The 26213-nt window shown below is 45.7% G+C and carries 24 protein-coding genes; 6 read left to right on the plus strand and 18 right to left on the minus strand.

From position 1 onward, the window contains the following. Positions 1-82: 82 nt before the first annotated feature. From RWY97_RS00335 to RWY97_RS00350, 4 genes are all read right to left on the minus strand, one after another. Positions 83-952 carry an electron transfer flavoprotein subunit beta/FixA family protein gene (locus tag RWY97_RS00335; RefSeq protein WP_024991918.1) on the minus strand — a complete coding sequence of 290 codons (870 nt, stop codon included), beginning with the start codon at positions 950-952 and terminating at the stop codon, positions 83-85. 311 nt (positions 953-1263) lie between these two features. Continuing rightward, positions 1264-1878: a TetR/AcrR family transcriptional regulator gene (locus RWY97_RS00340; protein ID WP_024991919.1), complete on the minus strand. Its 615-nt coding sequence runs from the start codon at positions 1876-1878 to the stop codon at positions 1264-1266. A gap of 81 nt (positions 1879-1959) precedes the next feature. Beyond that, the gene (locus RWY97_RS00345; protein ID WP_390883234.1) at positions 1960-3204 is read right to left on the minus strand and encodes a DUF4374 domain-containing protein; all 1245 of its coding nucleotides are present in this window, start codon (positions 3202-3204) and stop codon (positions 1960-1962) included. 20 nt (positions 3205-3224) lie between these two features. Then, the gene (locus RWY97_RS00350; RefSeq protein ID WP_051559178.1) at positions 3225-5594 is read right to left on the minus strand and encodes a TonB-dependent receptor; all 2370 of its coding nucleotides are present in this window, start codon (positions 5592-5594) and stop codon (positions 3225-3227) included. 578 nt (positions 5595-6172) lie between these two features. Between RWY97_RS00350 and RWY97_RS00355 the strand changes: the two genes are divergently transcribed. Together RWY97_RS00355 and dnaG are read left to right on the plus strand one after the other, a co-directional pair. Then, a complete protein-coding gene (locus RWY97_RS00355) occupies positions 6173-6499 on the plus strand; it encodes a BRO family protein (RefSeq protein ID WP_315564932.1) in 327 nt (108 codons plus the stop codon). After that, on the plus strand, positions 6496-8478 hold the full coding sequence (dnaG, locus tag RWY97_RS00360; RefSeq protein WP_315564933.1) for a DNA primase: 1983 nt from the start codon (positions 6496-6498) through the stop codon (positions 8476-8478). Before RWY97_RS00355 ends, dnaG begins: the two co-directional genes overlap by 4 nt. 108 nt (positions 8479-8586) lie before the next feature. Here the strand turns inward: dnaG and nrdG are convergent, their stop codons facing one another. The 3 genes from nrdG to RWY97_RS00375 form a co-directional block, all read right to left on the minus strand. Continuing rightward, the gene (nrdG, locus tag RWY97_RS00365; protein WP_311442293.1) at positions 8587-9117 is read right to left on the minus strand and encodes an anaerobic ribonucleoside-triphosphate reductase activating protein; all 531 of its coding nucleotides are present in this window, start codon (positions 9115-9117) and stop codon (positions 8587-8589) included. Next, entirely contained in the window at positions 9114-11342 is a 2229-nt protein-coding gene (locus RWY97_RS00370) for an anaerobic ribonucleoside triphosphate reductase (RefSeq protein ID WP_315564934.1), read from the minus strand. The genes nrdG and RWY97_RS00370 overlap by 4 nt, the downstream gene beginning before the upstream one ends. Positions 11343-12206: 864 nt before the next feature. Further along, on the minus strand, positions 12207-13424 hold the full coding sequence (locus RWY97_RS00375; RefSeq protein WP_315564935.1) for an OmpA family protein: 1218 nt from the start codon (positions 13422-13424) through the stop codon (positions 12207-12209). 227 nt (positions 13425-13651) lie between these two features. On the opposite strand from RWY97_RS00375, the gene RWY97_RS00380 reads away from it, so the two are divergent. Genes RWY97_RS00380 through cobC form a run of 4 tightly spaced genes read left to right on the plus strand, consistent with a single transcriptional unit; the run spans position 13652 to position 16563 of the window. Further along, positions 13652-14206, plus strand: a complete 555-nt coding sequence (locus RWY97_RS00380) for a bifunctional adenosylcobinamide kinase/adenosylcobinamide-phosphate guanylyltransferase (RefSeq protein WP_315564936.1) — start codon at positions 13652-13654, stop codon at positions 14204-14206. Further along, complete coding sequence (cobT, locus tag RWY97_RS00385; protein WP_315564937.1) at positions 14193-15227, plus strand: nicotinate-nucleotide--dimethylbenzimidazole phosphoribosyltransferase; 1035 nt, start codon at positions 14193-14195, stop codon at positions 15225-15227. The genes RWY97_RS00380 and cobT overlap by 14 nt, the downstream gene beginning before the upstream one ends. After that, positions 15202-16020: an adenosylcobinamide-GDP ribazoletransferase gene (locus RWY97_RS00390; RefSeq protein WP_315564938.1), complete on the plus strand. Its 819-nt coding sequence runs from the start codon at positions 15202-15204 to the stop codon at positions 16018-16020. The genes cobT and RWY97_RS00390 overlap by 26 nt, the downstream gene beginning before the upstream one ends. A gap of 12 nt (positions 16021-16032) precedes the next feature. Next, on the plus strand, positions 16033-16563 hold the full coding sequence (cobC, locus tag RWY97_RS00395) for an alpha-ribazole phosphatase (RefSeq protein ID WP_315564939.1): 531 nt from the start codon (positions 16033-16035) through the stop codon (positions 16561-16563). A gap of 321 nt (positions 16564-16884) precedes the next feature. Here the strand turns inward: cobC and RWY97_RS00400 are convergent, their stop codons facing one another. From RWY97_RS00400 to RWY97_RS00450, 11 genes are all read right to left on the minus strand, one after another. Then, entirely contained in the window at positions 16885-17427 is a 543-nt protein-coding gene (locus RWY97_RS00400) for a 2-oxoacid:ferredoxin oxidoreductase subunit gamma family protein (RefSeq protein ID WP_315564940.1), read from the minus strand. 10 nt (positions 17428-17437) lie between these two features. Next, complete coding sequence (locus tag RWY97_RS00405) at positions 17438-18202, minus strand: thiamine pyrophosphate-dependent enzyme (RefSeq protein ID WP_021583217.1); 765 nt, start codon at positions 18200-18202, stop codon at positions 17438-17440. Continuing rightward, positions 18203-19282: a 3-methyl-2-oxobutanoate dehydrogenase subunit VorB gene (locus tag RWY97_RS00410; RefSeq protein ID WP_315564941.1), complete on the minus strand. Its 1080-nt coding sequence runs from the start codon at positions 19280-19282 to the stop codon at positions 18203-18205. It lies immediately after the preceding gene. A 9-nt stretch (positions 19283-19291) separates the two neighbouring features. Beyond that, positions 19292-19525 carry a 4Fe-4S dicluster domain-containing protein gene (locus RWY97_RS00415; RefSeq protein WP_024991928.1) on the minus strand — a complete coding sequence of 78 codons (234 nt, stop codon included), beginning with the start codon at positions 19523-19525 and terminating at the stop codon, positions 19292-19294. A 25-nt stretch (positions 19526-19550) separates the two neighbouring features. Then, positions 19551-19730, minus strand: a complete 180-nt coding sequence (locus tag RWY97_RS00420; RefSeq protein WP_315564942.1) for a tetratricopeptide repeat protein — start codon at positions 19728-19730, stop codon at positions 19551-19553. Then, a complete protein-coding gene (gene folD / locus RWY97_RS00425; RefSeq protein WP_315564943.1) occupies positions 19730-20608 on the minus strand; it encodes a bifunctional methylenetetrahydrofolate dehydrogenase/methenyltetrahydrofolate cyclohydrolase FolD in 879 nt (292 codons plus the stop codon). Before folD ends, RWY97_RS00420 begins: the two co-directional genes overlap by 1 nt. 12 nt (positions 20609-20620) lie before the next feature. Next, a complete protein-coding gene (ffh, locus tag RWY97_RS00430; protein ID WP_021583257.1) occupies positions 20621-21964 on the minus strand; it encodes a signal recognition particle protein in 1344 nt (447 codons plus the stop codon). A gap of 178 nt (positions 21965-22142) precedes the next feature. Then, positions 22143-23084, minus strand: a complete 942-nt coding sequence (locus RWY97_RS00435; RefSeq protein ID WP_315564944.1) for an endonuclease/exonuclease/phosphatase family protein — start codon at positions 23082-23084, stop codon at positions 22143-22145. A gap of 45 nt (positions 23085-23129) precedes the next feature. Then, positions 23130-23789 (minus strand): RloB family protein, encoded by a 660-nt coding sequence (locus RWY97_RS00440; protein WP_315564945.1) that lies wholly within the window; start codon positions 23787-23789, stop codon positions 23130-23132. Between the two features lie 19 nt (positions 23790-23808). Continuing rightward, a complete protein-coding gene (locus tag RWY97_RS00445; protein ID WP_315564946.1) occupies positions 23809-25008 on the minus strand; it encodes an AAA family ATPase in 1200 nt (399 codons plus the stop codon). 287 nt (positions 25009-25295) lie between these two features. Continuing rightward, positions 25296-25859 (minus strand): HU family DNA-binding protein, encoded by a 564-nt coding sequence (locus RWY97_RS00450; RefSeq protein ID WP_315564947.1) that lies wholly within the window; start codon positions 25857-25859, stop codon positions 25296-25298. Positions 25860-26213: the final 354 nt, after the last annotated feature.

The raw sequence follows: 26213 nt of genomic DNA on the forward strand, positions 1-26213 counted from the left end.
TTTTTTGAGTTTCTGAGTTTTTAAGTTATTAAGTCTATTCCGAAACCAACTTAAAAACGAGTCAACTCATCAACTAACTAACTCACCCTATTATTTTTTCGTTCAACAATTCTTTGATCAATCCCTCCACATCGGCATCATCGGCCGTAAGCGTTTGACTCTCCTTGGCTTGGAAAACGATGTTTTGAACGGTCTTCACCTTGGTCGGCGACCCGCTCAATCCGCATTGTTCAGCATCGCCATCGACATCGGCCACACTCCATTGATTGAGAGTCAGATAAGGACGCTCATCATACAGACTTGCATAAGCATCATCTCCCTTGCGCTCCATCGGGCAAGTGGCACGTTTGTATTTCATCACCAACTTAGCGTTGCACGGCCTGCAAGGAGCTGCGCTGCCGTTAACCGTAATGACAACGGGCAATGGAGCCTCTACGGTTTCAACACCTCCATCGATATGTCGACGAATGGTGGCCACACCGTTTTCAATCTTCAAGATCTCTTCTGCATACGTAACCTGATTCAATCCCAACTTCTGCGCCACCTGAGGACCGACTTGTGCCGTGTCGCCATCAATGGCCTGACGACCTCCGATGATGATATCCACATCGCCAATCTTCTTAATTGCCGTGGCCAAAGCGTACGACGTAGCCAGCGTGTCAGCGCCGGCAAAAAGTCGATCGGTCAACAACCAGCCCGTATCAGCGCCTCGATAAAGGCCTTGACGAATGATTTCACCGGCGCGCGGAGGCCCCATCGTCAGCACGCCAACGGTAGATCCCGGGTGCTGTTCCTTCAAACGAAGCGCCTGTTCAAGTGCATTCAAGTCTTCGGGATTAAAAATCGCAGGCAAAGCAGCACGATTTACGGTTCCCTCCGCAGTCATTGCATCTTTGCCGACGCTTCTTGTGTCGGGTACTTGTTTGGCAAGTACAACAATCTTCAAACTCATATTAATATACTGTTATTGTGAAATTTCAGTGGCAAATGTACTACTTTTTTGTGTCGCAGCAAAATAAATAACTGTAAAAATGCACAAAATGGCTTGGCGTGTGCAGGCATATCGCCATACGTTCAGATTGAACCTATAAAACGATTCTCCCTCAATGATCATCGAGCATCTATAATATTGAAAATCAAATAGATACAATCCCCTTTTCAATTAGATGCTTTTTACCTTCCGTTTAACGGTTAAACACCCTGCGATTAACCATTAAACGCACGATGATTAGATGCTTTTCATAAAACGGGTTACGGCAAAGCTCAAATCTCCAATAATCTTTTCCATCCCCCGATGCCGAACTTCACATAGTCGGCTATCAGTTTATCAATTTCCGATTCGGTTATATCCGAACCTGTGGCAATCTCTTTCAACACTGAGATCCACAAACTGCAAAGAACCTGAATGAAGTGAGGCGAGATGTCGTCATTGATATGTGGATATTTCTTTTTCATTATTCGGATGTATTGGAAACCTGTTTCTCTCATCCGTTGTGTGAAAATACCAAGAAAATTTTGCAGCGAAGTGCCTGCGGTTTCGGTCATAAGGAGCCGTAACTCATCGCGATAGGGTTTCATCAAAGCATCTACCTGACCTTTCATCAGGTCGAAATAACGGTCGTATTCAAAGAGATCAGTCGTGAGATAAGTCTGACTTCGGTTCTGCATCAGATAATCTTCAAAGATCTGTAAGAGTGGAGCAAGCACGTGTTTCAGCAAGTCATCCTTGCTCTTAAAGTAGTTATAGATATTTCCTACGGCAACTCCCGACAATCGAGAAATGGTTCGTATAGAAGTGTTTTTTACTCCGTGACGGATAAATTCGTCGCGAGCCACCGAGAGAATCAGTGTACGAATGTCGGCCTTTTGTGTCTGCATTGTTTGTAATGGATATCTATTTCCCGTCAAAGCAATGCCGTCTCGGCGTGAGACGACACTGCAATGAGGGAGTAAGTTCACTTATTCCGCAAAGCTATGGAAGGCTCCTGGATTGCCTTGCACCGTGAAAACAGGACCTTTCACTTCTTTGGTTACGGGATTATACGTATAAAATCCGCTGGCTTTCTTATTGGCACTACCGAATACAATGAGGTTCTTGTGCTTGCCGATGGCGATTCCTTGCGGATTGGAAAGCTCCATATTGTCGATCTTCTGCATCGTTTTGGCACGCAGATCGATAATGGCCGGGAAACAGGTTATGCTCAAGTAAGGATTCGTCGCACCGTCGGGAGCCAGCTTGCTTGCATTGAGATAGGCATAGAGTTTGCCCTCGCCGGCATAGCAAGTGGCTGCAATGTATTCAGCATTGGTCACAGAGAGTCCTGCAACAGGTGTCTTATCAAGACGGATACAGTAGTCGGGATCGATTTCTTCGGCACCGTTTTTAATGCGCACTATACCGCAAGGGTATTGCGGAAGGAAGCCGAACGCACCCATACAAACGAAATATATATCACCATTTTCATCTTTGAAGATGGTGTTCGGGTCTATCGGGCGGGTCGCAACACTCAAACCGAGAGTCTTGTTAACGATATGTTTCTTCAAGATATCGGTCTTGGTGTCGATCATTGCCACAGAAACCGTAGGCTCGGTAGGCATCCATTGCGCATTGAACTGAGACAGACCAACATAGAGATAACCATCGCGAATAATCATACTTGCAGGTGCTACCTTGGCGTTGGGCAAACTGAAACTATTCAAATCGATATTTTTGAGCTTGGTCATCGTGGTGGGATTGAAGACCATCACAGTGCCAAGATTCTGAAAACTCACATAAGCCTTTTCGCTGTTGAGTTCTACAACGTTGCAGGCAGCGGCTCCGGCGGGAATCGAGAGCACGCCTCTGCGCACGAGTTTACCTGCTGCATCGATGTTGTAACATACGATTTCAGCCTTCGTATTACCCATATAGTCGGGCAGTGCATAAATGTTTCCACTGTCCATAATCATCGGCATTGTACCGAAACCGCTTGGAATGGCATTCTTGTTGTCATAACTTCCAGATGTCATCTCAGGCAAAGCCTGCAAGTAACAGCGGCCTGTGTTACCCTCGGGGTTGGTGAGCGCCGTAGAGAACAAAATGCCTTTGAAAGTCGTTACACCCGGATTGGGGGTAGGATTGGGTGTCGGATCATCGCTATTGCCACACGAAGCAGCCAGTGTCAACATAGCACCGGCGAAAAGAAAATGTTTGAATTTCATCATAGATAATTGTTATTAATGGATTATTTGAATAAATATCTGACTGTGAAAGCAACCGAACGACCGGGCAACGGACGATTGAACTCCGACACAACACGGCGGTCGGCCAAGTTCTTTAACCTGAAAGTGAGTGTCCAGCGGTCGTTCGCGAAACTGTGCTCTACGGCTGCATCCATTGTGAATGATGTAGGAATCTTGCGATCTTGATAGCTGCTCACCTCGAAATCATAGTAATACTGATGCACGTAAGAGGCATCGAAGAGGACACGTGTGTTCTGTCCGCGACCACCGAAGAGGTTTTCCTGATGATATTCGGCCCCGAAGTTGGCCAGCAAATACGGCACATTGGGTATTCGTTTGCCCTTAGTAGGATTCTCTACATCGGTTCCTGGGGTAAACTTTCGTGTGTCGCGCAGGTCTTGGTAAGTGCCATTGGCATAGAGATAAAGCACGGGCAGGACGTCGCTTTTGGCTTCTAATTCGACGCCCATCGTGCGAACGCTGCCGAAATTACGATAACGCGCCATCGTAGGAATCACATCTTGTGTGAAGCGAACCATATCGTGAAGGGTGTTATAGAATGTATTGAGTTCGAGTTCGACGATTCCCCCGTCGGCCTTTTGCCTGTGGTAAAGGGCTCCGAGATTGACTCCCGTAGTGCGTTCGGGCTTCAAACCAAGCGAAGGAAGTATAGAATAGCCATTGCCTATCAGTTCTTCGCTCGTGGGTATGCGTACTTCTGAGTTGAACGAGGCTTTAATCATCCAGTCGGGTGTAATTCGATAGCGCATCGCATTGCTGAAACCGAAGTAGTTTTTAGATGTTTTCACCCGATCGGGTTCACGTATCGAGTAAATGGAAATGCTCTTAGAGTTCGACGAATAATAGAAATCTTTCAACGTGAAAGCATTTTGAAACTTCCCATCTAACAGTGTGAGATCATATGAAAAGCCCGTAGTGAGGTTGCGCACACGGCTGGGGAAATTGGCACTAAAGCCCAACGCCTTATCCATCAGTTCGTCTTTGGGATGCAGATAGGTACCGGCGGCATAGACATTAAGGTTAAGTGCGTGATGAATATCAATGGTATAGCCTAAGTTGAGTTTAACAGACGCATCGTGAGAGCGGTTTTTTCCATCCGATGGATAGCTGTTTTGCTCACCTCCCAAGGGTGAAACGGGCGGCAGTTTGTTACCGTCCCAATCATAGCGTTGCATCGCCCGGTCGTTCAGTCCGTATCTACCTAACATATAAGCCACATCCATATCCAAATCGAGACCATCCAAGAAGAAGTTTTGTCGTTTGAGTTTCAGACTCGTGACAAGGCTTGTTGAGTGATTGAAAGCCTCTCGGACATCCATATCAATGCCTTGAATCTCCTGGCGAGTATGCATCAATATCAACTCCCATTTCAGTTCGTCGAACCACCATTTGGTTGCTTTGAGCGACATTCCGCCAATCATCTTCCTGAAATTGTCGTGATTGCGGCGCACGATTCGTCCGCCGAGGTTCTCTAATTTCATTCGATAGTCGTTGTCGGAGTATGTGAGTATGCCCCCCACTCCGAACTGCAAGCCCGACCGATGGTCTGTTCTTTTGAGCACAGTAGTGAGCTGATGCGAGTTGAAAGAGCCGATGGTATAAGACACATCGAGGTAAACGGGCGGATATTCTTTCGTTACCACGTTGACAGCTCCGCCTAATGCCGAGCCGCCAAACTTGTAAGGAACAATTCCTTTATAAACTTCGATACGCTCAATCATATTCGTTGGGATGTCGTTCAGCGCCACAAAGTTGCCCAGTTGACCCATAGGCGTTTCATCGATAAACATTCCCATCCGTTTGCCTTCAAGTCCGCGGACCGATATTCGAGATGAACTCCCGATGCCACCGGTGTTTCTTACCGTCACGCCAACGGTTCGGGCGAGTACGTCGTTGATATTGGATGCGGTGCCTTGGAGCTGTCGTTGCGAGATGACCGATACCGGCATAGCCGACTCTCGCAGCATTCGGGCCTCACTACGAGCCGTAATCTGCACCTCGTCTAAGGTGTGGGCATCGGCAGATAAGGCAACATTGCAGACAGTACTGTCGGCAGATGAGAGGCGCACTGTTATCTCGCGGTCGTGATACCCCAAATAACTGAACCGCAATGTCACCTTATTAGATAATGGTACCGACAGCCGGTAATGTCCCGAGACATCGGTAACGGAACCTTCAGTTGTGCCTGCAACCGTGACCGAAGCACCTATCAGTACCTCTCGACTCTGCTTATCAGTAACGAGACCACATACTTTCATCGTGCGGATTTGGGCTTGAGAAACGAATGAAAAACACAACAAAAGAACAACTGTGAACAGCATTCGATAACAGAATGGTCGTTGTTTCTTCATACAAATGTATGTGTACTGTTTTTCGAAAGCGGCAAACACCGCATTAAAAACGAACATATTTCGGTATCGTTCATAAAAGAAATGCGCCATCTTTGTTGAAAGATGGCGCACGGCGAATGAAATTTCAGGGCACGCTTCCCTGCATATCGTTATTATTTGCATTGTCTGTCGGTTGGTCACTAATTATGGTTACAAAAGTAGAGAAAATCTATCCACCCGACAATACCTAAAAGTAGGTATTCTGGAAAGCCGTTAAACACGTTGCAACTAACGGTTAAACGCACTGCGATTAACCGTTAATCGCACGCCAAGTAACAGTTAATTGCGACAGGGGGCAATAGCTTTCATTTAACATATTGGTTATAAGACGTTTACGGAAGACCGCCAAATTCCAATTCATCTTATTTATTTCTCCACGACTCTGGCATCTGCCCTGTTTCTGCTTTTTATATTACTGACACCAGACAAACGAATATTCTGTTATTAGGTAAATATCCCTTGCATCTTCGATCGGTTTTTGTACCGTATCCCGAAATAATTCGCTATATTTGCACTCGTTATCATCTAAAACCGAGAATATGAAAAAAGAGGTTGTCATAGAGCTTTACAACGGTTTCGAAGCAGCTGCCGCAGAAGTAGGGAGAGTAGAGTGTTGGAGTACAAGAGAGTTATCTTCTCTCTTGGGTTATTCACAATGGAGAAACTTTGTCAAGGTGATTGACAAAGCAAAAGAGGCGTGCCGAAATGCCGGAAATTCATTGGCTGATCATTTTGCTGACGTCAGCAAAATGGTATCTCTTGGCTCGGGATCAGAAAGAGAAGTAGAAGACATCTTGCTAACTCGCTATGCTTACTATCTCGTTGCACAAAACGGAGACCCGCGAAAAGTAGAAATAAGAAGATGATAGACAGAGAAACGGCTGAGAAGATCAAAGATGCTGCCAACATTGTAGACGTTGTCGGCGAGTTTGTTACATTGCATAAGAGCGGTGCCAATTATAAAGGGCTGTGCCCGTTTCATAATGAAAAGACACCATCTTTCTACGTCTCGCCCGCCCGTGGTACGTGTCACTGCTTCGGATGCGGCCGTGGCGGCAATGCCGTGGGCTTCATTATGGAGCACGAACAGATGACTTATCCCGAGGCATTGCGCTGGCTTGCCAATAAATATCACATCGAAATACACGAGCGCGAACTGACAGACGCTGAGCGACAAGAGCAGAGCGAGCGCGAGAGTATGTTCATCGTGAACGACTGGGCGGCACAATACTTTCAGGATTTGCTACACAACAGCACTGACGGAACAACTTATGGACTGGCTTATTTTCGGTCGCGCGGCTTCAGAGACGATATTATTCAGAAGTTTCAATTAGGCTACGACCTTACCGATCGGGCTGCTTTAGCCCGCACGGCAATCAGTAAAGGTTATCGTGAAGAGTTTCTTTTGAAAACCGGCATTTGCTATAAGACCGAGCAAGGTGACCTTATTGATCGTTACGCCGGGCGCGTAATATTTCCCTGGATTGGTGTAAACGGCAAGGTAGTAGGCTTCGGCGGCCGACTGCTCGATGCCCGGACGAAAGGCGTTAACCAAAAATACGTCAACTCACCAGAATCTGAAATCTATCACAAGGACCACGAGTTGTATGGCATCTTTCAAGCAAAGAAGGCCGTTGCAAAGGAAAATCGCGTGTATTTAGTAGAAGGTTACACCGACGTTATATCTATGCACCAATGCGGAATAGAGAATGTCGTGGCCAATTCGGGTACTGCACTCAGCGTACATCAAATTCACACGCTCCACCGTTTCACGTCGAATATCACGCTGTTGTATGATGGTGATGCTGCCGGAATTCACGCAGCACTACGCGGAACGGATATGTTACTGGCCGAAGGAATGAATATCAAGGTGCTGCTTTTGCCCGACGGCGACGATCCAGACAGCTTTGCACGCAAGCATACAGCGGCTGATTTCCGCGCGTATATCGATGAACACCAAACCGATTTTATCCAGTTTAAAATCGGATTAATGCTCGATGGGGTGACCGATCCCGTCAAGCGGTCGGAAGCAATCGGCTCAATCGTCACAAGTATTTCGGTCATTCCCGATCAGATTCTACGTGACACGTATCTTCACGAATGCGTTCAACGTCTCGGAATAAACGAGGCTACGCTCATCAATGAGATGAATAAGCGCATCATTGAGAGACGCGAACAGCAGGCACGAGAAGCTCGTCGAGAAGAAGAACGTGCCCAATCGGCGGCCGCGTCGCCTGTTCAGACGATACCGACTACGGTCAGCCAACAGACCAGCGAGGTAGAAACAATGCTTATCCAGCTGGTGATTCGGCACGGGGAAAAGACTATCTTCGAGAATGTTGAAGACGAATCGGGGCAGATTTGCAATCTTTCCGTAGCACAATATGTGCAGTATAATCTCACAGCCGATAATCTTTCGTTCCGCAACGAAATGTTCAACCGTATCTTGACCGAAGCTGTCGAGCACAACTCCGATGCCGATTTCAAGGCCGAAACTTACTTCATTCATCACGCGGATATTACAATCAGTCGCTTTGCTACGGACATCAGCGTTGATAAATACCAGTTGATTCTGCCCCAAAAAGTACCTGACGGGCCGCAGGCAGAAGAAGATCTACGTATCGCTCGAATCAATGCAATGGAGACTTTACGCCAACAAACGCTGCATCTGATTCTCGATTTCAGGATGGATTACATAGAACGACATCTCAAAGAGTTGCAAAATAAGATTGCCCAAGCAACCGATCGACCCGAAGAGATGATGACTTTGATGGCGGAATACAAGAATATGCAGCAGATTCGCAATGCATTGGCTAAGAAGTTGGGCAATGACATCATTGCCTGAAACCTCTGTCAAGCTCCCCAAAGGGGAAAAATGTCTCGTAGCTAATATACAGAATCGCCCTTTCTTTCAAATGAAAGAAAGGGCGATTTGACTGTACTTATTCAATCATTAAGCCGTCGTGCGGAGATAACTTCCTTCTCCTTGAAGACGCGTCGGGGATAAATGGATGACCTTTCCACCTCTCAACGATGCCTGAACATCGATCAATCGTTGGTTGGAACTACCTCGGAAAACGAGCGATTCGTCACGAAGTGACTTGATAAAAGGACCGTCTACCAAGACATCCAACAGTTCTAAAAGTGCTCGTTGAGTCTTTTGACGTACGAGATACTCGAATGTGAAGCCCGTGAAACACCATATTGTCTTGTGCGTTTCGCGGCGAATAGCCCGCGCAAGTTCGGTAAACCCTTCAGCTTGAAACATCGGGTCGCCGCCGCTGAAGGTGACATTGGCAAACGGATCGGCCGTAATTACGCGCATAATATCAGCTGTCGACATCATCGTTCCGTTGCGAATGTCCCACGACTGCGGGTTATGGCAGCCCGGACAAGCATTCGGACAGCCTGCACAATACACCGATGTGCGGAACCCCGGACCATCGACCATTGTGTCTTCTACAATGTCGAGCACAGAAATCATTCGTTATTCTCCCGTCCTTCGATATGTGTTACGCGGTCGTTTAACTCCGCGAGCTTACCGCTGTTCCATCTATCCGTTGTGCCGACAAGGTAACCTGTAATGCGTTGCAGCCTGTCGATATGATGGCTGTGACACTTAGGACACTCTTCAAGATGGGCATCCGCATTCTCATATCCGCATTCCATACAGCGATTTCGGTTATGATTCACGCTGCCATAGCCCATATTATAGTGGTCCATCATATCCACAACGTTCATTATTACTTGCGGATTGTGAGTGGCATCACCGTCTATTTCCACATAGAAAATGTGTCCGCCGCGCGTCATTTCGTGATAAGGTGCCTCGATTTCGGCCTTATGTCGCGCACTGCATTTATAGTAAACGGGCACGTGATTAGAGTTCGTGTAATAGTCGCGATCGGTTACTCCTTCGATGATTCCGAATGCTTTGCGGTCTATTTTGGTAAATTTCCCCGACAGTCCTTCGGCCGGTGTGGCCAGAAGACTGTAATTATGGTGGAACTTCTCCGAGTATTCGTTCACGCGATTGCGCATATACGATACAATCTTCAGCCCCAATTCCTGAGCCTCTCCACTCTCACCGTGATGCTGACCGATAAGTGCTTTGAGACACTCTGCAAGTCCGATGAAGCCTATTCCCAATGTTCCCTGATTGATGATCGACTCTATTGTGTCGTCGGGATTGAGCTTATCGGCCCCCAACCACAAGCTACGCATCAAAAGGGGGAACTGCTTTGCATAGGCGGTTTTCTGAAAATCATAGCGTTCATTGAGCTGATTGGCTGTGACATCGAGCATATAATCAAGCTTAGCAAAGAACTTGTTGATACGTTCTTCCTTATTTTTGACATCCATACATTCGATTGCTAAGCGCACGATATTAATCGTTGAGAACGACAGATTACCGCGACCCACCGATGTCTTGGGCCCGAATCGATTCTCAAAAACACGTGTTCGGCATCCCATTGTAGCTACTTCGTGCAGATAACGCTTCGGATCGTCGACACACCAGTCATCACTCTGGTTAAAAGTGGCATCAAGATTGAGAAAATTGGGGAAGAAACGGCGTGCCGTTACTTGGCAAGCAAACTCATAAAGATCGTAATTTCGGTCGTCGGGCAGATAGTTTACGCCGCGCTTCTTTTTCCAAATTTGAATGGGGAAGATGGCCGTTTCGCCGTTACCAACCCCGTTATAGGTACTCTTCAAAAGCTCTCTCATCACGCAACGCCCCTCTGCTGAGGTGTCGGTTCCATAATTCACAGATGAGAAAACCACCTGATTGCCACCGCGAGAGTGTATCGTATTCATATTATGTATAAACGCTTCCATCGCTTGATGCACGCGAGCTACAGTTTTGTTGATGGCGTGTTGCACCACACGTGTTTCTCCTTTAAGACTGTCGAGCGGCTTCGGCAGATAATCATCAAACACCTTATTATATAGATGTGCATAGTTTTCGCCATTCAAATCTTCCAAAGCTTTCACCTCTTCAATGAACGATAAGCGCACGTAAGGCGCCAAATAGAAATCGAAAGCGGGGATAGCCTGACCGCCGTGCATCTCGTTTTGCGCCGTCTCCAACGATATACAAGCCAACACACTGGCTGTTTCTATTCGCTTGGCGGGGCGCGATGAGCCGTGACCGGCCGTGAAACCGTGATTCAGAATATTGTCGAGTGGGTGCTGACAGCAAGTAAGCGATTTGGTGGGATAGTAGTCTTTGTCGTGAATATGCAAGTAATTGTTCTTCACAGCTTCACGACTTTCCTCACTCAACAGATAGTCGTCGACAAACGGTTTAGTGGTTTCGCTGGCAAACTTCATCATCATTCCTGCCGGCGTATCCGCATTCATATTGGCGTTTTCACGTGTAATGTCATTAGATTTTACATTGATAATCTCCAAGAACATATCTCTTGTCTTCGCCTTTCGGGCAATACTTCGCTGGTTGCGATAAGCAATATAGGCCTTGGCTACATCTTTCCGCTTACTCTTCATCAGCTCGATTTCTACGGCATTCTGAATGTTTTCCACCGTCATTTGCGGTTTGCCGTGAAAGCTGACGTGGTCTGTGATCTGTTGAATAAGATGAATGTCCTCACCTTTATCGGTGTGAAGCATCGCCTTACGGATAGCGGTTACAATCTTCTCTTCATTGAACCCCACAATTCGACCGTCGCGTTTGACTACTGTTTGTATCATTATTGATTGATAATTATATGTTGAATATGTTTTATTCTTGAACGAATCGTCAACTCGATTGTGTCTGCAAAGATAACATTTTTATTGATACGGCAAATATTTTGGACAACTTTCATCGCGTTAAATAATGTCAACATTATGACAATCAATCATTTACGAATTGCAAATGGATAACTTTTGAAAAATAACTACAAATATTCTTTTCTCTTTTGTACAACTAATTGACGATTAATGTATATCCATATTTTCTTAAATTTCAAGTGAACTGATATACCGAAATACTGCATTCGTCGTTCTGCGGACCCTCCTTTTATAAATATCAGAGACTCAACGAATTAGGAATTTATTACAGATACCTTTGCGAAAAACCGTTAAACAGCTCGCGTTTAACCGTTAGATGCACAGCGTTTAACGGTCTTTCGCAGTGCAATTAACGGCTTTTCGCAGGCCTATCGATAATTTATTGTAAATCAACAACATATCAAAACAAATAAATTTCTATAAGTCTGCTTTACAATTGATTGATTTTCCTTATCTTTATCAAGAACAATTCATTCGACAAAAATTCGACCGTTCGACATCCGAAAACGGAAAAATCAGCAGAATGAGTGGCTTTTTGAAAGGAATCATAAGTACTACTATCACCGTCTTTAAAGTTAACCTAATCTATTAGGTATATGAAATAAGCGCACCATCGGACAATCCCACATCATAAAAAACAACAGTGTCTGCCATCATTCATTATAGTTCGGAAGAGCATTACGAATGAAGTAAGCCGAGCCTGATAATGAGAACGTTCCCAAGAAACAAAAATCCCGACACTCGTAGTGAGTGTCGGGATCGGGAATTATCCTCAAAGATAATTTAATTGTCGGTTTTCGAACCGTCGTTGAATGTGGCAACACGATTGAATTCTACCTCCTCGAAGAGTTTGTCGGTAGCACCCATACCCTTGATTGTCAGACGACTGCCGGAAATTTTGTACTTCTTGATGAGCGCCATCTTCACTGCCTCGGCACGATCCTCAGACAATTTCTGGTTGATTTCCTTGCTACCTTCGGGCGAAGCATAGCCGCGAATCTCAATCTTAGCACCCCTATGCTTACGCATATACTGAGCAATCATCTCAATGGGTGCATACTGTGCGGGGTCGATCACACTCTTGCCCTGACGGAAAATAACGGTAGGCTGCAAATTGGTAGCTGTTGCAGGCTTTACGTATTTAGGTTTCTTGTTGCAAGCATCGAGTGCATCCTGCAAGTCGCCAATCTTCCGATCTTTGGCTGCCAATTGCGCGTCTTTGTCATTCAAATTGCTACGAAGCTTATTAATCTTAGCATTGAGACCGTCGATTTCTGCCTGATCACGTCCTTCTGCATAGACAAAGTTGTGCGTACCGTTACTGTTTCCGAACTTGTAGACAATGCCGGCATTGAGTTGTGCATAACCGTGATTGATGTTGTAAGCCACCTTAGAATGACCAAATGCAATGGCATCGTCGGCTACAGCATCGTTCAACCCCCAGATAAATGCAGGCTCGATGTAAACCTGCCAAGCCTTAGCCTCACCGAGATTGAAAGCAAAATCCAGTGCGATTTTAGAAGTCAGATTATCGCCTTTCTTACCAATAGAAACAAGACGGCCCATATTGTCATACTCACGATAAGCGTAGTTGAAACCACGATTACCGAAAGCGTGTCCCCAACCGAAACCAGCGAGGGCAATAACTTCAAACGCACGAGGTTCACTTTGATATCCGCCAAACCAGTTGCTAAGATTAACGGTACCCAACAAAGAAGTGTTCAGGAAACGAACAGCCGTACCTGTCGAGCGATAAGGCTTGTTAGAGAAATAAGCATTGCTCTCAACAGCCAAGCCGAAAACAGGCGTAAAGTAACGACCGATGCGCAATCCAACATTCGGATTCAAGTCGCCCATCCACCTATGACCGGTAGCTTTAGTGGACAAACCACCGTTGATACCGATGTAGAAATTGTCGAAAGTCTTACTTTCTTTCACAGTCTGAGCAGAAACAGATGTTGCCAACAATGCAGCAGCAAACATTAAAAATACTTTTCTCATTCTCTCAAAATTAATTATTATATCAATAAAATATTCCTATCAATGATTCTTGACGGCTGCAAAGTAATAAAATAATCTTGGAACAGCCAAACAAAAACTCTCGAAAAGTATGTTTTAAAACATATTTACCAGTATTTTTAACAATAAAAGTATTTTTTATATCAGCGAAAACTAAAAAATCAAAAGCCGAAAAGCAGGCTTTATCGACTTTTTATTATCTTCGCAAAATGAAACATATCATCCTCATTACAGGCGGACAACGCTCGGGAAAGAGTGCGTATGCAGAGCAATTGGCACTCCGCCTATCGCCTCGCCCCGTGTATCTGGCCACTGCCCACATTGGGGACGATGAGTTTCGCGAGCGCGTCAGATGCCACCGAGAACGACGGGGCGATTGCTGGACCAACCTTGAAGAGGAGAAATATCTGAGCCAATACGACCTATATAATAAGGTGGTGGTAGTTGACTGCATCACGCTTTGGTGCACGAATTTCTTTTATGACAGGTTAGAAACAGACAGAGAACTGCCCGATATAAATGCTGCCTTACGCGAAATCAAAGCCGAGTTCGACCAATTGACGGCGCAGGAAACCACGTTCATCTTCATTACCAACGAGATCGGAAGCGGCGGCGTAAGCACAAACGCCGTACAACGCCGATTTACCGATATGGAAGGATGGATGAACCAATATGTCGCCCAGCGTGCCGATAAAGTGATTCTGATGGTGTCGGGCATCCCTGTAACAATCAAAGATTCCGACAGAAAAGATGAGAAAATTTAATATACAACGCCCCGATCACTCTCTGCGGACCGCCATTCAAGACAAAATAGATAATCTTAATAAACCACGAGGATCATTAGGCGTACTCGAAGAGTTGGCGATGCAGATTTGTTTGGTACAACATACGTTGTCACCCGCACTGCATCGGCCACATCATCTGCTGTTGGCCGGTGACCACGGAATTACGGACGAGGGTGTGAGCGTGTCGCCTCGTGCCGTTACTTGGCAGCAGATGGTGAACTTCACACGCGATGGCGGCGGTGTGAATATGTTTTGCCGACAGCACGGATTTGAACTGATGCTCATAGATATGGGCGTGGATTACGATCTCACGGTCTATCCCGCGATTCTCAATCGCAAGATAGCACGAGGCACGCGGAATTTCATTTACGGGCCGGCAATGACTCCGGCACAATTCAAACAGGCTATCGATACGGGTGCATCGCTCGTGGACGACTGTCGAAACAAGGGTTGCAACATTCTCTGCATTGGTGAAATGGGCGTTGGAAATACTTCGCCTTCGAGCATCTGGACAAGTATTTTCGGTGATATTCCGCTGGCAGAATGTATCGGAGCCGGGGCAGGACTCGACGGAGCCGGCGTCTGCCACAAACACGATGTTCTACAACGCGCAATGGCATCAGCACATTGTGAAACGGCAGAAGAGATTATCCGACACTTCGGCGGATTCGAGATGGTGGGCGCCATCGGGGCTATGCTGCGTGCGGCCGAACTCGGAATTCTTATTATAATCGACGGATTCATTATGTCGGCCTGCATTCTCGCTGCTTCCAAACTTTACCCGCAGGTGCTCGATTATGCCGTTTTCGGACATTGCGGAGACGAGAGCGGGCATCGCCGACTGCTACAATTGATGAATGCACAGCCCCTGCTCCACTTAGGACTCAGGCTCGGCGAGGGAACGGGCGCACTCTGCGCTTATCCCATTATAGACAGTGCTGTGCGGATGATGAACGAAATGAACAACTTCCAAGATGCGAAAATCGATAAATACTTTTAAATGGTACGACCGTCCTTGGGCCGCACTGATCTTCTTCACACGCCTGCCTTGGTGGCGAATTCATCAGCCGCCAAAAGACTGTTACAGGTCGGTGGTAGAATACTGGCCGCTCACTGGTTGGCTTACAGCAATCTGCACGGCTACGACTTTGTACTTCGGAACATTGCTGTTTCCTTATTCTGTCAGCGTGATTCTGGCTCTTTCGGTTCGTCTTCTCCTCACAGGCGCGCTACACGAAGACGGCCTGGGCGACTTTATCGACGGCTTCGGCGGAGGCGGGACCGACCGACAACGCATTCTTGACATTATGAAAGACTCGCACATCGGCACTTACGGCGTTTTAGGATTGGTCGTCTATGAAGCGCTGTTGGCCGCTGCACTCATCTCGATGCCTCCCTTTGTTGCTGCAATCGCTATCTTGGCAGCCGACCCATTCTCAAAAATGGTCGCCGGACAAATCGTGATAATGATGCCCTATGCACGCCACGAAGAAGACGCGAAATCGGAAATCATCTACCGACCTATCAATATCCGCGCAGGAATAGGTCTGGCCGTGCAAGGGCTGTTGCCGATCGTACCGCTGTTTTATTTCATCGGCGACGCACTGAGATGGGAACTCGTAGTGTTCGTTCCGTGCATCGTGATGTATATTTTCTACCTGCTTATTGGGCGGCGACTACGCGGATATACCGGCGATTGTTGCGGCGCCCTGTTTCTGTTGATCGAACTGAGCTTTTATCTCAACATCCTTGCACAGACAAACGGGAAAATTCTACCGAATCTTTTATTTTAAACGATATATACAATGGAAGTAGTTCTCATCAGACATACCAGCGTCGACGTACCCAAAGGCACGTGTTACGGATGGTCAGACGTGCCCGTAGCTGAAACTTTTGAGCATGAAGCCGCCGAAACCAAGGCACAACTCGCTGCCTATACACCTTTCGAAGCTGTCTTTTCTTCGCCCTTGACGCGTGCCCGCAAGTTGGCTACTTTCTGCGGGTATACCCACCCCGAAGTCGATGACAGACTCAAAGAGATGTATATGGGTGACTGGGAGATGCAACGATATGATGAAATCGAGGATGGAAACCTGCAACAATGGTATAACGACTATATGCATCTTGCGGCGACCAACGGTGAGAGTTTTCCGATCTTATACGCCCGCGTGGCAGCTTTTCTCGACGAATTGAAAAGTCGTCCGTACCATCGCTCCGCCATTTTTGCTCACGGTGGCGTACTCATCTGTGCGGGAATCTACGGCGGTCTGTTCTCCTCTGACCACGCTTTCGAGCATCTCACGCCCTATGGAGGCATCGAAGTGATTCGGATTTAGTTAAGAGTTGGGAATTCATAACGTAACATAAGTCCGACGAATTATCAATGCATAGGCCATCGGCGCTTCAAACATCACAGCACCCGCATTCACAGCAGCGGAACAGCTGTATTTGTCGATACTCCGTTACGGCGCTTGTCGTAACTCCGTTGCTACGATTGCCGTAACTCCGTTGTAGTTCCGACAGCAATCAGAAGAGGGTTCTTCTCGAAACTTACGCTAATATATCATTCCCCACTTTCAACCCTCAACTACAAAAAAAAGCCGGGTGCAATCTCTGCAGCCAGCCTTCCAAATTAGAGAGTTATAAAAATCAAGTTATTAATCTTGTTTAATAATTTTTATTCCTTCTTCCACAGCCTGCATATTCAGCGGAATGAGACTGTGATGGCGCTCGGGGAGCGTTTTATAAAGCGCCTTGTTCAAACCATTGGTACTCACGATAGAACAAACTTTGAGTAGTCCGCCTAAAACAATCATATTAAAGACCTTGGCATTGTGCATCTCGGCAGCCTTATCCATCGCATCAATACGATAAATCATAATGTCTTTGCGGACAGGCGGAGTCATTATTCCATATCCGTCATAAATCAAAATACCGCCTGGCTTGACCTTGGGTGCAAACTTATCCAATGACGGTTGGTTGAGAACTATGGCCACATCATAGTGGCTGAGAATGGGCGAAGAAATTCGATCGTCGCTAATGATAACCGTCACATTGGCCGTTCCGCCGCGTTGTTCTGGGCCATAAGCCGGCATCCACGTTACTTCCTTACCCTCCATCAGTCCCGAATAAGCCAGAATCTTGCCCATCGAGAGCACCCCCTGACCACCGAAACCCGATATGATAATTTCTTTCTTCATCTTTCTTCACTCATTTCGTCGTGTCCTTGAAGTCACCTTTCGGATAGGCTTCAAACATCTTTTCTTCCATCCATTTGTTCGCCTCGACAGGCGTCATCTTCCACCCGCTGTTACAGGTCGATACAATTTCGACCAAGGATGAACCTTTTCCGGCCATTGATGCGTCAAAAGCCTTACGAATGGCACGTTTGGCTTTGAGGATAGACGACACTGTTTCGACGCTCTGCCGAGTGACATAACACGTGCCGGAAAGACGTGATGCCAAATCAGTGATATTCAACGGATAGCCGTGGAGTTCGGGATCGCGACCGTAAGGACACGTCGCCGTCTTCTGTCCTACAAGTGTAGTGGGAGCCATCTGTCCACCCGTCATACCGTAAATGGCATTGTTGATAAAAATAATCACGATATTATCGCCACGATTGAGCGCGTGAATGGTTTCGCAAGTACCAATACAGGCCAAATCGCCATCGCCTTGATACGTGAACACCAAGCGATCGGGCCACAGATGTTTGATGGCCGAAGCCACAGCCGGCGCACGTCCGTGGGCTGCCTCCTGCCAATCGATATCAAGATAACGATAAGCAAACACGGCACATCCAACGGGGCAAACGCCCACTGACTTATCTTCCATCTGCATCTCTGCGATGACCTCCGCCACCAACTTATGCACTACTCCGTGCGAGCATCCAGGACAATAGTGCATCGCCGTATCGTTCATCAACACCGGTTTCTGATAAACGAGATGTTCGGGTGCAATGATCTGATTCTCCATTTAGAATTTCTCTTTCAATACTTGTACTATCTCATCAGGTTCTGGCACGATACCTCCTAAACGACCAAAATATTCTACGGGTACAGCTCCGTTTACAGCCAGTCGCACGTCTTGCACCATCTGACCGGCATTGATCTCCACAACTAAAACGCCTTTTTTGCCTTTTGCCATTGCAGCGATCTGTTTAGAAGGAAACGGCCACAGTGTAATGGGTCGAAACAGACCAACTCTTACGCCCGTACTACGAGCTATTTCGAGCGCTTTCTCAGCAATACGGGCTGCACTTCCGAACGAGACAATCAGATAATCGGCATCGTCTGTCTGCAAGGTTTCATATCTCACCTCACGCTCTTTAATCTCGTTGTATTTCTCTTGAAGATGAAGATTGCGCGCCTCCATCGTTTCGGGTTTCAATTCGAGCGACGTAATCACGTTGGGATTACGATCTGCCGTGCGTCCGAATGTCGCCCAAGGACACTCACGTTTTATTTCTTCTTCTGTGCGACGAGGCTTGAAAGGCGGTAATACCACTTTCTCCATCATCTGTCCGATAATGCCGTCACTCAGAATCATAGCCGGATTGCGATACCTGAAAGACAACTCGAAAGCCAGATCCACGAAGTCGGCCATTTCTTGTACAGATGCCGGAGCCAGCACGATAACATTATAATCGCCGTTTCCGCCGCCCCTCGTGGCTTGGAAATAATCGCTCTGCGAGGGTTGAATCGTTCCCAAGCCGGGTCCCCCGCGCTGCACATTGACAATGACACCCGGCACCTCTGCGCCTGCCATATACGCAATACCTTCCTGCATCAGTGCAACACCAGGACTGGAAGATGAAGTCATCACTCGCTTGCCTGCACCGCCACCACCATATAGCATATTAATAGAAGCCACCTCGCTCTCGGCCTGCACGACCGCCATACCCGTGGTTTCCCACGGTTTGAGCAGTGCTAATGTCTCAATAATCTCGCTCTGCGGCGTGATCGGATAGCCGAAATATCCGTCTACGCCACAACGAATGGCAGCATTGGCTATCGCTTCGTTACCCTTCATCAATGTTATTTCCTGTTCAGCCATAATGTTTCCTCAATCCTCTTTCTTCATTCGATATACGGTGATACATCCGTCCGGACAAACGATTCCACACGATGCACATCCCGTGCACTCATCGGGTCTCGCCGCTTCCACGTAAGGATAGCCGTGGACATTCACTCTTTTCTGTGCCAAAATGATAACACTCATCGGACAGGCTTCTATGCAGAGGGAGCACCCCTTGCACCGATCCGTATCTACCACGATGGCACCTTTCATCTTACTCATATTGTTTTTGTATTCTGGCAATCTGTCAGGGATTATAGGCATCCTTTTTATAAAAGTTCAGAATAGACTCCAACATCTCTTTAGCCTGTACGGCTGGGCTGCCAGAATCAAGGGCAATGGCCTCCATATAATTGTTGAGGGCCATCTGCCAGTTGCCTCCTTTGCGGTATTCATTACCCAAACGGTAATACTCCTCGCTTGTCATTATTTATAAAACTCTTTCTTACCAGCTGCTAATGTGTTCTTCATCAAAGAACAAATCGTCATCGGGCCGACACCGCCCGGTACGGGAGTAATGAACGAGCACTTGGGTGCCACCTCATCAAACTTAACGTCTCCGTTCAAGCGGAAGCCACTCTTGCGAGTAGCATCAGGTACACGAGTCGTACCAATATCGATAACTACGGCTCCATCTTTCACCATATCAGCCGTTACAAAATCCGGACGGCCAATGGCGGCAATAATAATATCGGCCTCACGACATTCTTCCTTCAAAGTAGCCGAATGACTATGGCATACCGTGACAGTAGCATCGCCATAGTGTTTCTGCATCATCAGTTGAGCCATCGGCTTACCCACGATATTGCTCCGCCCCAAAATGACACATTTCTTACCGCTGGTCTCGATATGGTAGCGCTGCAACAGCGTCAGGATTCCTAACGGAGTAGCTGAGATAAAACACGGCAGACCAATAGACATACGTCCTACGTTAACTGGATGAAAGCCATCTACATCCTTATGATAATCGATAGCCTCAACGATTTTTTGCTCATCAATATGTTTCGGCAACGGTAATTGCACAATAAAGCCATCTACATCATCATCCTTATTTAGTTTGTCGACACAAGCTAACAACTCTACTTCGGTAATATTATCTTCATAGCGAATGAGCGTCGACTTGAATCCGCACTGCTCACAAGCCAAAACCTTATTCTTGACATAAGTCTCTGACCCACCGTCGTGCCCCACGAGCACGGCCACCAGATGCGGTTGTTTGCCGCCATTCGCAACAATTTGCTTTACTTCTTCAGCGATTTCGGCCTTGATTGCCGTCGCCGTTGCTTTACCATCAATAAGTTTCATAGATATCATTAATTAGAATTTAGACATTCCTTTCATTCTTCCCATCATACCGGCCATCTTTCCCATCTGACTGCCAGTGACCATTTTCATCATCTTTCGTGTCTGGTCGAACTGTTTGAGCAGGCGGTTCACTTCCTGAATATTAGTTCCCGAACCTTTGGCTATACGCTGCCGGCGACTCGTGTTGAGCACTTCGGGATGCTGACGCTCCTTGGGTGTCATACTTTTGATGATGGCCTCAATCCCTTTGAAAGCATTATCATCTATATCGACATCCTTAATGGCTTTGCCCACTCCGGGTATCATCGAGGCCAAATCTTTCAAATTGCCCATCTTTTTGATCTGTTCTATCTGTTTGAGAAAGTCGTTGAAGTCGAACTGATTCTTCTGAATCTTCTTCTGCAACTTCTTCGCTTCTTCCTCGTCAAACTGTTCTTGAGCACGCTCTACAAGCGAAACGATGTCGCCCATACCGAGGATTCGGTCAGCCATACGCGCAGGATGGAATACATCAAGAGCTTCCATCTTCTCGCCGGTACCTACGAATTTGATAGGCTTTGTCACCACCGTGCGAATCGAAAGAGCTGCACCACCGCGGGTGTCGCCGTCGAGTTTGGTCAACACTACACCATCGAAATCTAACCGGTCGTTAAATTCCTTAGCCGTGTTTACGGCATCTTGTCCTGTCATCGAGTCGACGACGAACAGCGTCTCATCCGGATGAACAGCCGATTTAAGATTAGCAATCTCGTTCATCATCTCTTCATCGACAGCCAATCGACCCGCCGTATCGATAATCACTACGTCATTTCCTTTGGCTTTTGCTTCTTTGATAGCATTACCAGCAATCTCAATGACATTCTTATTATCCGGTTCCGAATAAACGGGAACACCCACTTGTTCTCCCACTACCTTCAACTGATCGATAGCAGCAGGACGATAAACGTCGCAAGCAACAAGCAACGGATTCTTATGCTGTTTGGATTTGAGTAGGTTGGCTAACTTACCGCTGAACGTAGTCTTACCCGATCCTTGCAAACCCGACATCAAGATAACAGCAGGCCGACCGTTGAGATGCACCTCAGAAGCCTCGCCTCCCATCAGTTCAGCCAGTTCATCGTGAACAATCTTCACCATCAGCTGCCCGGGTTTAACGGCTGTGAGCACGTTCATACCCATTGCTTTTTGCTTCACGGTGTCCGTAAATGTCTTGGCAACCTTAAAGTTTACGTCAGCATCTAACAGTGCCCGACGAACATCTTTCAATGTCTCAGCCACGTTGATCTCGGTGATTCGTCCCTCACCTTTTAATATCTTAAAACTCCGTTCAAGTCTTTCATTTAAACTTTCAAACATATATCTCGGTATTAACCCTATTTCTGATCTAATCGTACGATACAAAATTAAGCATTCTATAAAGAAAAGAAACCATCGGGTATTATGTTTTAAAGTATTTTAAAAGTATTTTTATCAAAAGTGCGCATAGCTTTATGCTGTGTGCAAAATGGTTTGTGCTTTTCAAAGTTGAAGACTTTCAGAAATCAAATCGAACGATCAGTGGAAGATGATCACTGTAACCATCATTATAACGGGGACCATTATAAGTACGTTTCGGCCGAAAACCACCGTATTTCTCATCCTTTTCTAACAGGAAAGGAAAATCGCCGATACAACACTCCACCACACTCCGGGCCACAGGCGGGCTACACACAATCTGATCAAGACTCCCCCACTCTCCACGAAACCGATAAGACCCCTTCGCACCGTTCTGTCCTATAGCTCCTGCCGACACGTTTTCCACACCATGTGCATAAAGTCGTTGCAGCGATTTATCTTGTGCATAATCGTTGAAATCGCCCGCAATGATAATGCGGGCAGTGGGCGAAAGACGATAAACCGAATCTACGGCAGCTCCCAAATAATCGGCTACCAAAATACGATGTGCTCTCGTGGCTCCTTCACCGCCTGCCCGACTCGGAGCATGCACGACAAAAACGTGCAGCGTGTCACCGTTAATCGTCTGCCCATTAACGTACAACAGGTCGCGTGTTAACCGCATATCCCTCTGCGTTTTAATACGAATGGAATGGTGATGAATGGGACGGAATGAAAAAGGTGAGTACAATAGTGCTACGTCAATACCTCGGACATCGGGCGAATGAGTCATCAGATATTCATAGCGAGCTTTACGCAGAAGCGATCGCTTGGTAAGATCGCGCATCACAGTGTCGTTTTCTACCTCGCAGAGCGCTACCAAATCGGGTAGCGTCCACGTGCTGTCCGTCTCTCCACAGGCAATGATTTCCTGCCCAATACGATTCAGTTTGCGCCAATATCGAGTGCGTGTCCAATGGTGATCGGATGTCGGCAGAAACTCATAATCCTGCTTCAGACTATCGTGCTGACAGTCGAACAAATTCTCGCAGTTCAATTCCACAAGCGTGAACAGACTCGTTAATAGCAGACTCAGTATCATAAGCAATATTAGATAACCTATTTCCTTAAAGGAATCACTTCCTTTTCATTTTTCAAGTACCGATGTCGGATTTTCTAATTCGTCTACCAATAAATCAACTTCGGTACGAGGATTATGAGAATTATAATTTTTATTACCTCTAAACTTTTCACGGAGTTTCTTTGCATTCTTCTTAGCCAATTCTTCTTTGGCTATTTCATTTAGTAAATTGTAGATTTGGGGATCATTCTTAGTATAGCTAAAAGATTCATATCCCTTTTTCTTTCGACATTCATTTTCCAATTTCTTAATATAATCATCCCGTTTGACACCTGTATCAAGATATTGAAAATGAAGATAATACCACAATTCAAACGATTCATTACTCCACGCACAACCTATTTTTTCTCGCTTTGCTAAAGCGATAGCTTCATTAAAATCTTTGAATTCATCCTTATCAAATACTACCCACACACGATCATATGGCAATTGCCGTTTACGTTCAAATTCGTCTTTCTTTTTTAGTGCTTCCTTTATCAAATTGGAGGTAGACAGTCCTTTCCCTTGGATACTCACATCAAGCACATCCGAGTAATGATCTTTTATCAAAGCTTTAAAATAGTTAGGCTCTGTCTTCTCTCCCTCACACACAATGAGAAAACGTACGATTTTATTACGTCTATTTATAACTCGCCTTTGAGGAGCTTTAGCTTTATGTTTCGACATCCGTGTCATCAAATTGTATTCAATTAATAAACGGTATTGCACCATAACGACCGTTGATATAATCATTTTCAATATCACGATCATTTCGTACTCTATTTCCATTTTCATCTTTGAATTCGAGTAACGAATAAAGATCTGAAGCCTCTGTCCGATCTTTTTCTGTAAACCAAATCTGATCTCTACGCAAATATTTAGTATTCAATAGGTGCGTATCGTGTGTTGCAAAAATCAGCTGTGCTCCTTTAAAATTAGTTTCAGGATCCATAAAAAGCGACACAATACTACGCGTGAGCATTAAATGGAGTTTTGCGTCAAGTTCATCAATCACCAAAACGCCTCCGTCGTTAAGTGTATCAAAGATTGGGCCTGACATCTCAACAACCTTTTGTGTACCGGCAGATTCCATCTTTTCCTCTTCAAAGGCTTTCATATCGACAATTTCTCCCGTCTCTTTATTATAAACATTATGAGTGGTCTTAGGAATAATTCTTGTCCTACCATTCATTCTCTCTCTAATCTCTTTTGGGAGCTCAGCCAAAAACTCCTCGGGAAAAGGCTGTTCTTCTATCATCAGTTGATTAAAGCCAAGATTCAGACGATGGAAAAACTTATGCGCTTGTTCACACCCATCTTTATGCTGATCGAACATTTCCCACGTGAAGTTTTCATATCCTCTGCTATCTATACCAGACAAAGGATGACACTTTTTAAACCACGCCAAAATCTTATTCGATTTTTCTCCATTCAATTGAGCAACCAAGGAAAGGAATAGTCTATTGTCAGGAGTAGATGTTTCCTTACCTCTTCCTTCCTCAAAATAGTTCTTAGAGATATTAAAATCACCTTTATCTCGTTCAAATAGTCTGTGCTCTTTTGTTCCCACTTTAAACGGATTTTCATAAAGCCACTCAGAAACAATTTGTATATGATTATACTCAAAACCATAACGGTATTTGACGTCATCAAGCAAAAACTGGATTTCAAAAAATGTCGATTTTTCTTTTGATCCTAAGTCCAATGCAAAAGGTTCAAAAGGAAGTGTATCCGTAGGGTTCAATTTTACGGAATTTAAAATAAGGTGCCGCATAATGGCAATAGCCTTAATCACATTACTCTTACCACTCGAGTTGGCACCATACATCACAGCAACAGGAAGAAGCCGGTATTTATCTTTCCTGATAACAGATTCTGCCAATTCTTTGATACTGATAGCCTCCATACTCAAAATTCGTTCGTCCCTGAAAGAACGAAAATTGCCGAAAGTGAAATTTACTAACATAAGCAATCCTATTAAGCATTCATTACTGAATATCTGCTGCAAAGATACGAAAAAGACTCCAAAAACAAGATTTCACGAGAAAATATCTCAAAAAAAAACGATATTACGACATTACAGTTCATTCGGTAAATCTCTCCTAAGTTTGCAATTTATTAAATCACTACTACAAAAATCCCCGATACGCGTACGTATCGGGGATAACTTTAACCATCTGCCGATTCTTTGATTTAATGCCCTGCACCGCTACCAGAAGGCGGAGTCGTACCTCCTTTCTTCTTCTTGGTTACGCCTTTCCACTCTTCCCAGTCGATCTTCACATCGGAAAGACCGCGCACGGTAACCCGACTATTCATAGAACCAGCACCAGCACGGAAACGAGTTTCAGGAATGAAACGTATGCGCACGCCATTAATCTGTTTAGCCGTTACCTCTTTTTCAGTATTCACACCGTTCTTAGAAGCAGACGAAGTGAAATAGAACGTACCGATACCCGTGAGTTTCACCGAGCGACCTTGTGCCATATACTCGCCCATCACACCGCCCAAAGCAATCAGGACGGCATAGACATCGGCGGGGGTTACGGTCGATTCAGCCGACAGCCGTTTAGCGATCTGATCTGTCGCCACAGGATTACCTACAAGTACCGACTGAGGGTACCATTTGTTGTTGACTTTCTTCAACATTTTCTTGTAAAATGCCATATTGTTTAACTGGTATTTATGCCGGAAATCTGCGTTTCGAGCCCCGACTGATAAGTATTTGCCTACCAGCGTTCCTCTCCGCACTTTCATTCCAGCGGATTATTGATAAAATACATCGGAGACTTTCTCCGTGTTTTCTTGGTTTAGTCAATTAAGAGATTAAATCTTGATTAATAGATGTCTACTCGACACCTCCTTTTATCTTCACTTGCAAAGATACAAAATTTTGAAACGGATTGCAAGCTTTTTCCTCCGATTATCCCACGATGTATCTTAACTTTTACAGTAATTACATTTCACAAGCCGTAAAAGAACCAAATAATGGAGCTTTACCGTACAGCATTGTTCAATTATATTTCCTAATTATTAGTTACTTTTCACCCTATTCCTATTACCTTGTTATTTCCTTAACTATTGTGATACATAACATCAATACTAAACCCA

The sequence above is a fragment of the Hoylesella pleuritidis genome (assembly GCF_963541955.1).
In the GTDB taxonomy this organism is placed as follows: Bacteria; Bacteroidota; Bacteroidia; order Bacteroidales; family Bacteroidaceae; genus Prevotella; species Prevotella pleuritidis.

Excerpts from the sequence above, each read along its gene's own strand:
- RWY97_RS00415 (WP_024991928.1), bottom strand. The coding sequence starts at position 19,525 with ATGAGTAAGATGAAAGGTGCCATCGTGGTAGATACGGATCGGTGCAAG.
- dnaG (WP_315564933.1), top strand. The coding sequence starts at position 6,496 with ATGATAGACAGAGAAACGGCTGAGAAGATCAAAGATGCTGCCAACATT.
- RWY97_RS00355 (WP_315564932.1), top strand. The coding sequence starts at position 6,173 with ATGAAAAAAGAGGTTGTCATAGAGCTTTACAACGGTTTCGAAGCAGCT.
- RWY97_RS00340 (WP_024991919.1), bottom strand. The coding sequence starts at position 1,878 with ATGCAGACACAAAAGGCCGACATTCGTACACTGATTCTCTCGGTGGCT.
- ffh (WP_021583257.1), bottom strand. The coding sequence starts at position 21,964 with ATGTTTGAAAGTTTAAATGAAAGACTTGAACGGAGTTTTAAGATATTA.
- RWY97_RS00420 (WP_315564942.1), bottom strand. The coding sequence starts at position 19,730 with ATGACAAGCGAGGAGTATTACCGTTTGGGTAATGAATACCGCAAAGGA.
- nrdG (WP_311442293.1), bottom strand. The coding sequence starts at position 9,117 with ATGATTTCTGTGCTCGACATTGTAGAAGACACAATGGTCGATGGTCCG.
- RWY97_RS00405 (WP_021583217.1), bottom strand. The coding sequence starts at position 18,202 with ATGGAGAATCAGATCATTGCACCCGAACATCTCGTTTATCAGAAACCG.
- RWY97_RS00390 (WP_315564938.1), top strand. The coding sequence starts at position 15,202 with ATGCGAAAATCGATAAATACTTTTAAATGGTACGACCGTCCTTGGGCC.
- RWY97_RS00435 (WP_315564944.1), bottom strand. The coding sequence starts at position 23,084 with ATGATACTGAGTCTGCTATTAACGAGTCTGTTCACGCTTGTGGAATTG.
- RWY97_RS00380 (WP_315564936.1), top strand. The coding sequence starts at position 13,652 with ATGAAACATATCATCCTCATTACAGGCGGACAACGCTCGGGAAAGAGT.
- cobC (WP_315564939.1), top strand. The coding sequence starts at position 16,033 with ATGGAAGTAGTTCTCATCAGACATACCAGCGTCGACGTACCCAAAGGC.
- cobT (WP_315564937.1), top strand. The coding sequence starts at position 14,193 with ATGAGAAAATTTAATATACAACGCCCCGATCACTCTCTGCGGACCGCC.
- RWY97_RS00410 (WP_315564941.1), bottom strand. The coding sequence starts at position 19,282 with ATGGCTGAACAGGAAATAACATTGATGAAGGGTAACGAAGCGATAGCC.
- RWY97_RS00375 (WP_315564935.1), bottom strand. The coding sequence starts at position 13,424 with ATGAGAAAAGTATTTTTAATGTTTGCTGCTGCATTGTTGGCAACATCT.
- RWY97_RS00400 (WP_315564940.1), bottom strand. The coding sequence starts at position 17,427 with ATGAAGAAAGAAATTATCATATCGGGTTTCGGTGGTCAGGGGGTGCTC.
- RWY97_RS00440 (WP_315564945.1), bottom strand. The coding sequence starts at position 23,789 with ATGTCGAAACATAAAGCTAAAGCTCCTCAAAGGCGAGTTATAAATAGA.
- RWY97_RS00335 (WP_024991918.1), bottom strand. The coding sequence starts at position 952 with ATGAGTTTGAAGATTGTTGTACTTGCCAAACAAGTACCCGACACAAGA.
- folD (WP_315564943.1), bottom strand. The coding sequence starts at position 20,608 with ATGAAACTTATTGATGGTAAAGCAACGGCGACGGCAATCAAGGCCGAA.
- RWY97_RS00345 (WP_390883234.1), bottom strand. The coding sequence starts at position 3,204 with ATGATGAAATTCAAACATTTTCTTTTCGCCGGTGCTATGTTGACACTG.
- RWY97_RS00450 (WP_315564947.1), bottom strand. The coding sequence starts at position 25,859 with ATGAAAGTGCGGAGAGGAACGCTGGTAGGCAAATACTTATCAGTCGGG.
- RWY97_RS00445 (WP_315564946.1), bottom strand. The coding sequence starts at position 25,008 with ATGGAGGCTATCAGTATCAAAGAATTGGCAGAATCTGTTATCAGGAAA.
- RWY97_RS00370 (WP_315564934.1), bottom strand. The coding sequence starts at position 11,342 with ATGATACAAACAGTAGTCAAACGCGACGGTCGAATTGTGGGGTTCAAT.
- RWY97_RS00350 (WP_051559178.1), bottom strand. The coding sequence starts at position 5,594 with ATGAAGAAACAACGACCATTCTGTTATCGAATGCTGTTCACAGTTGTT.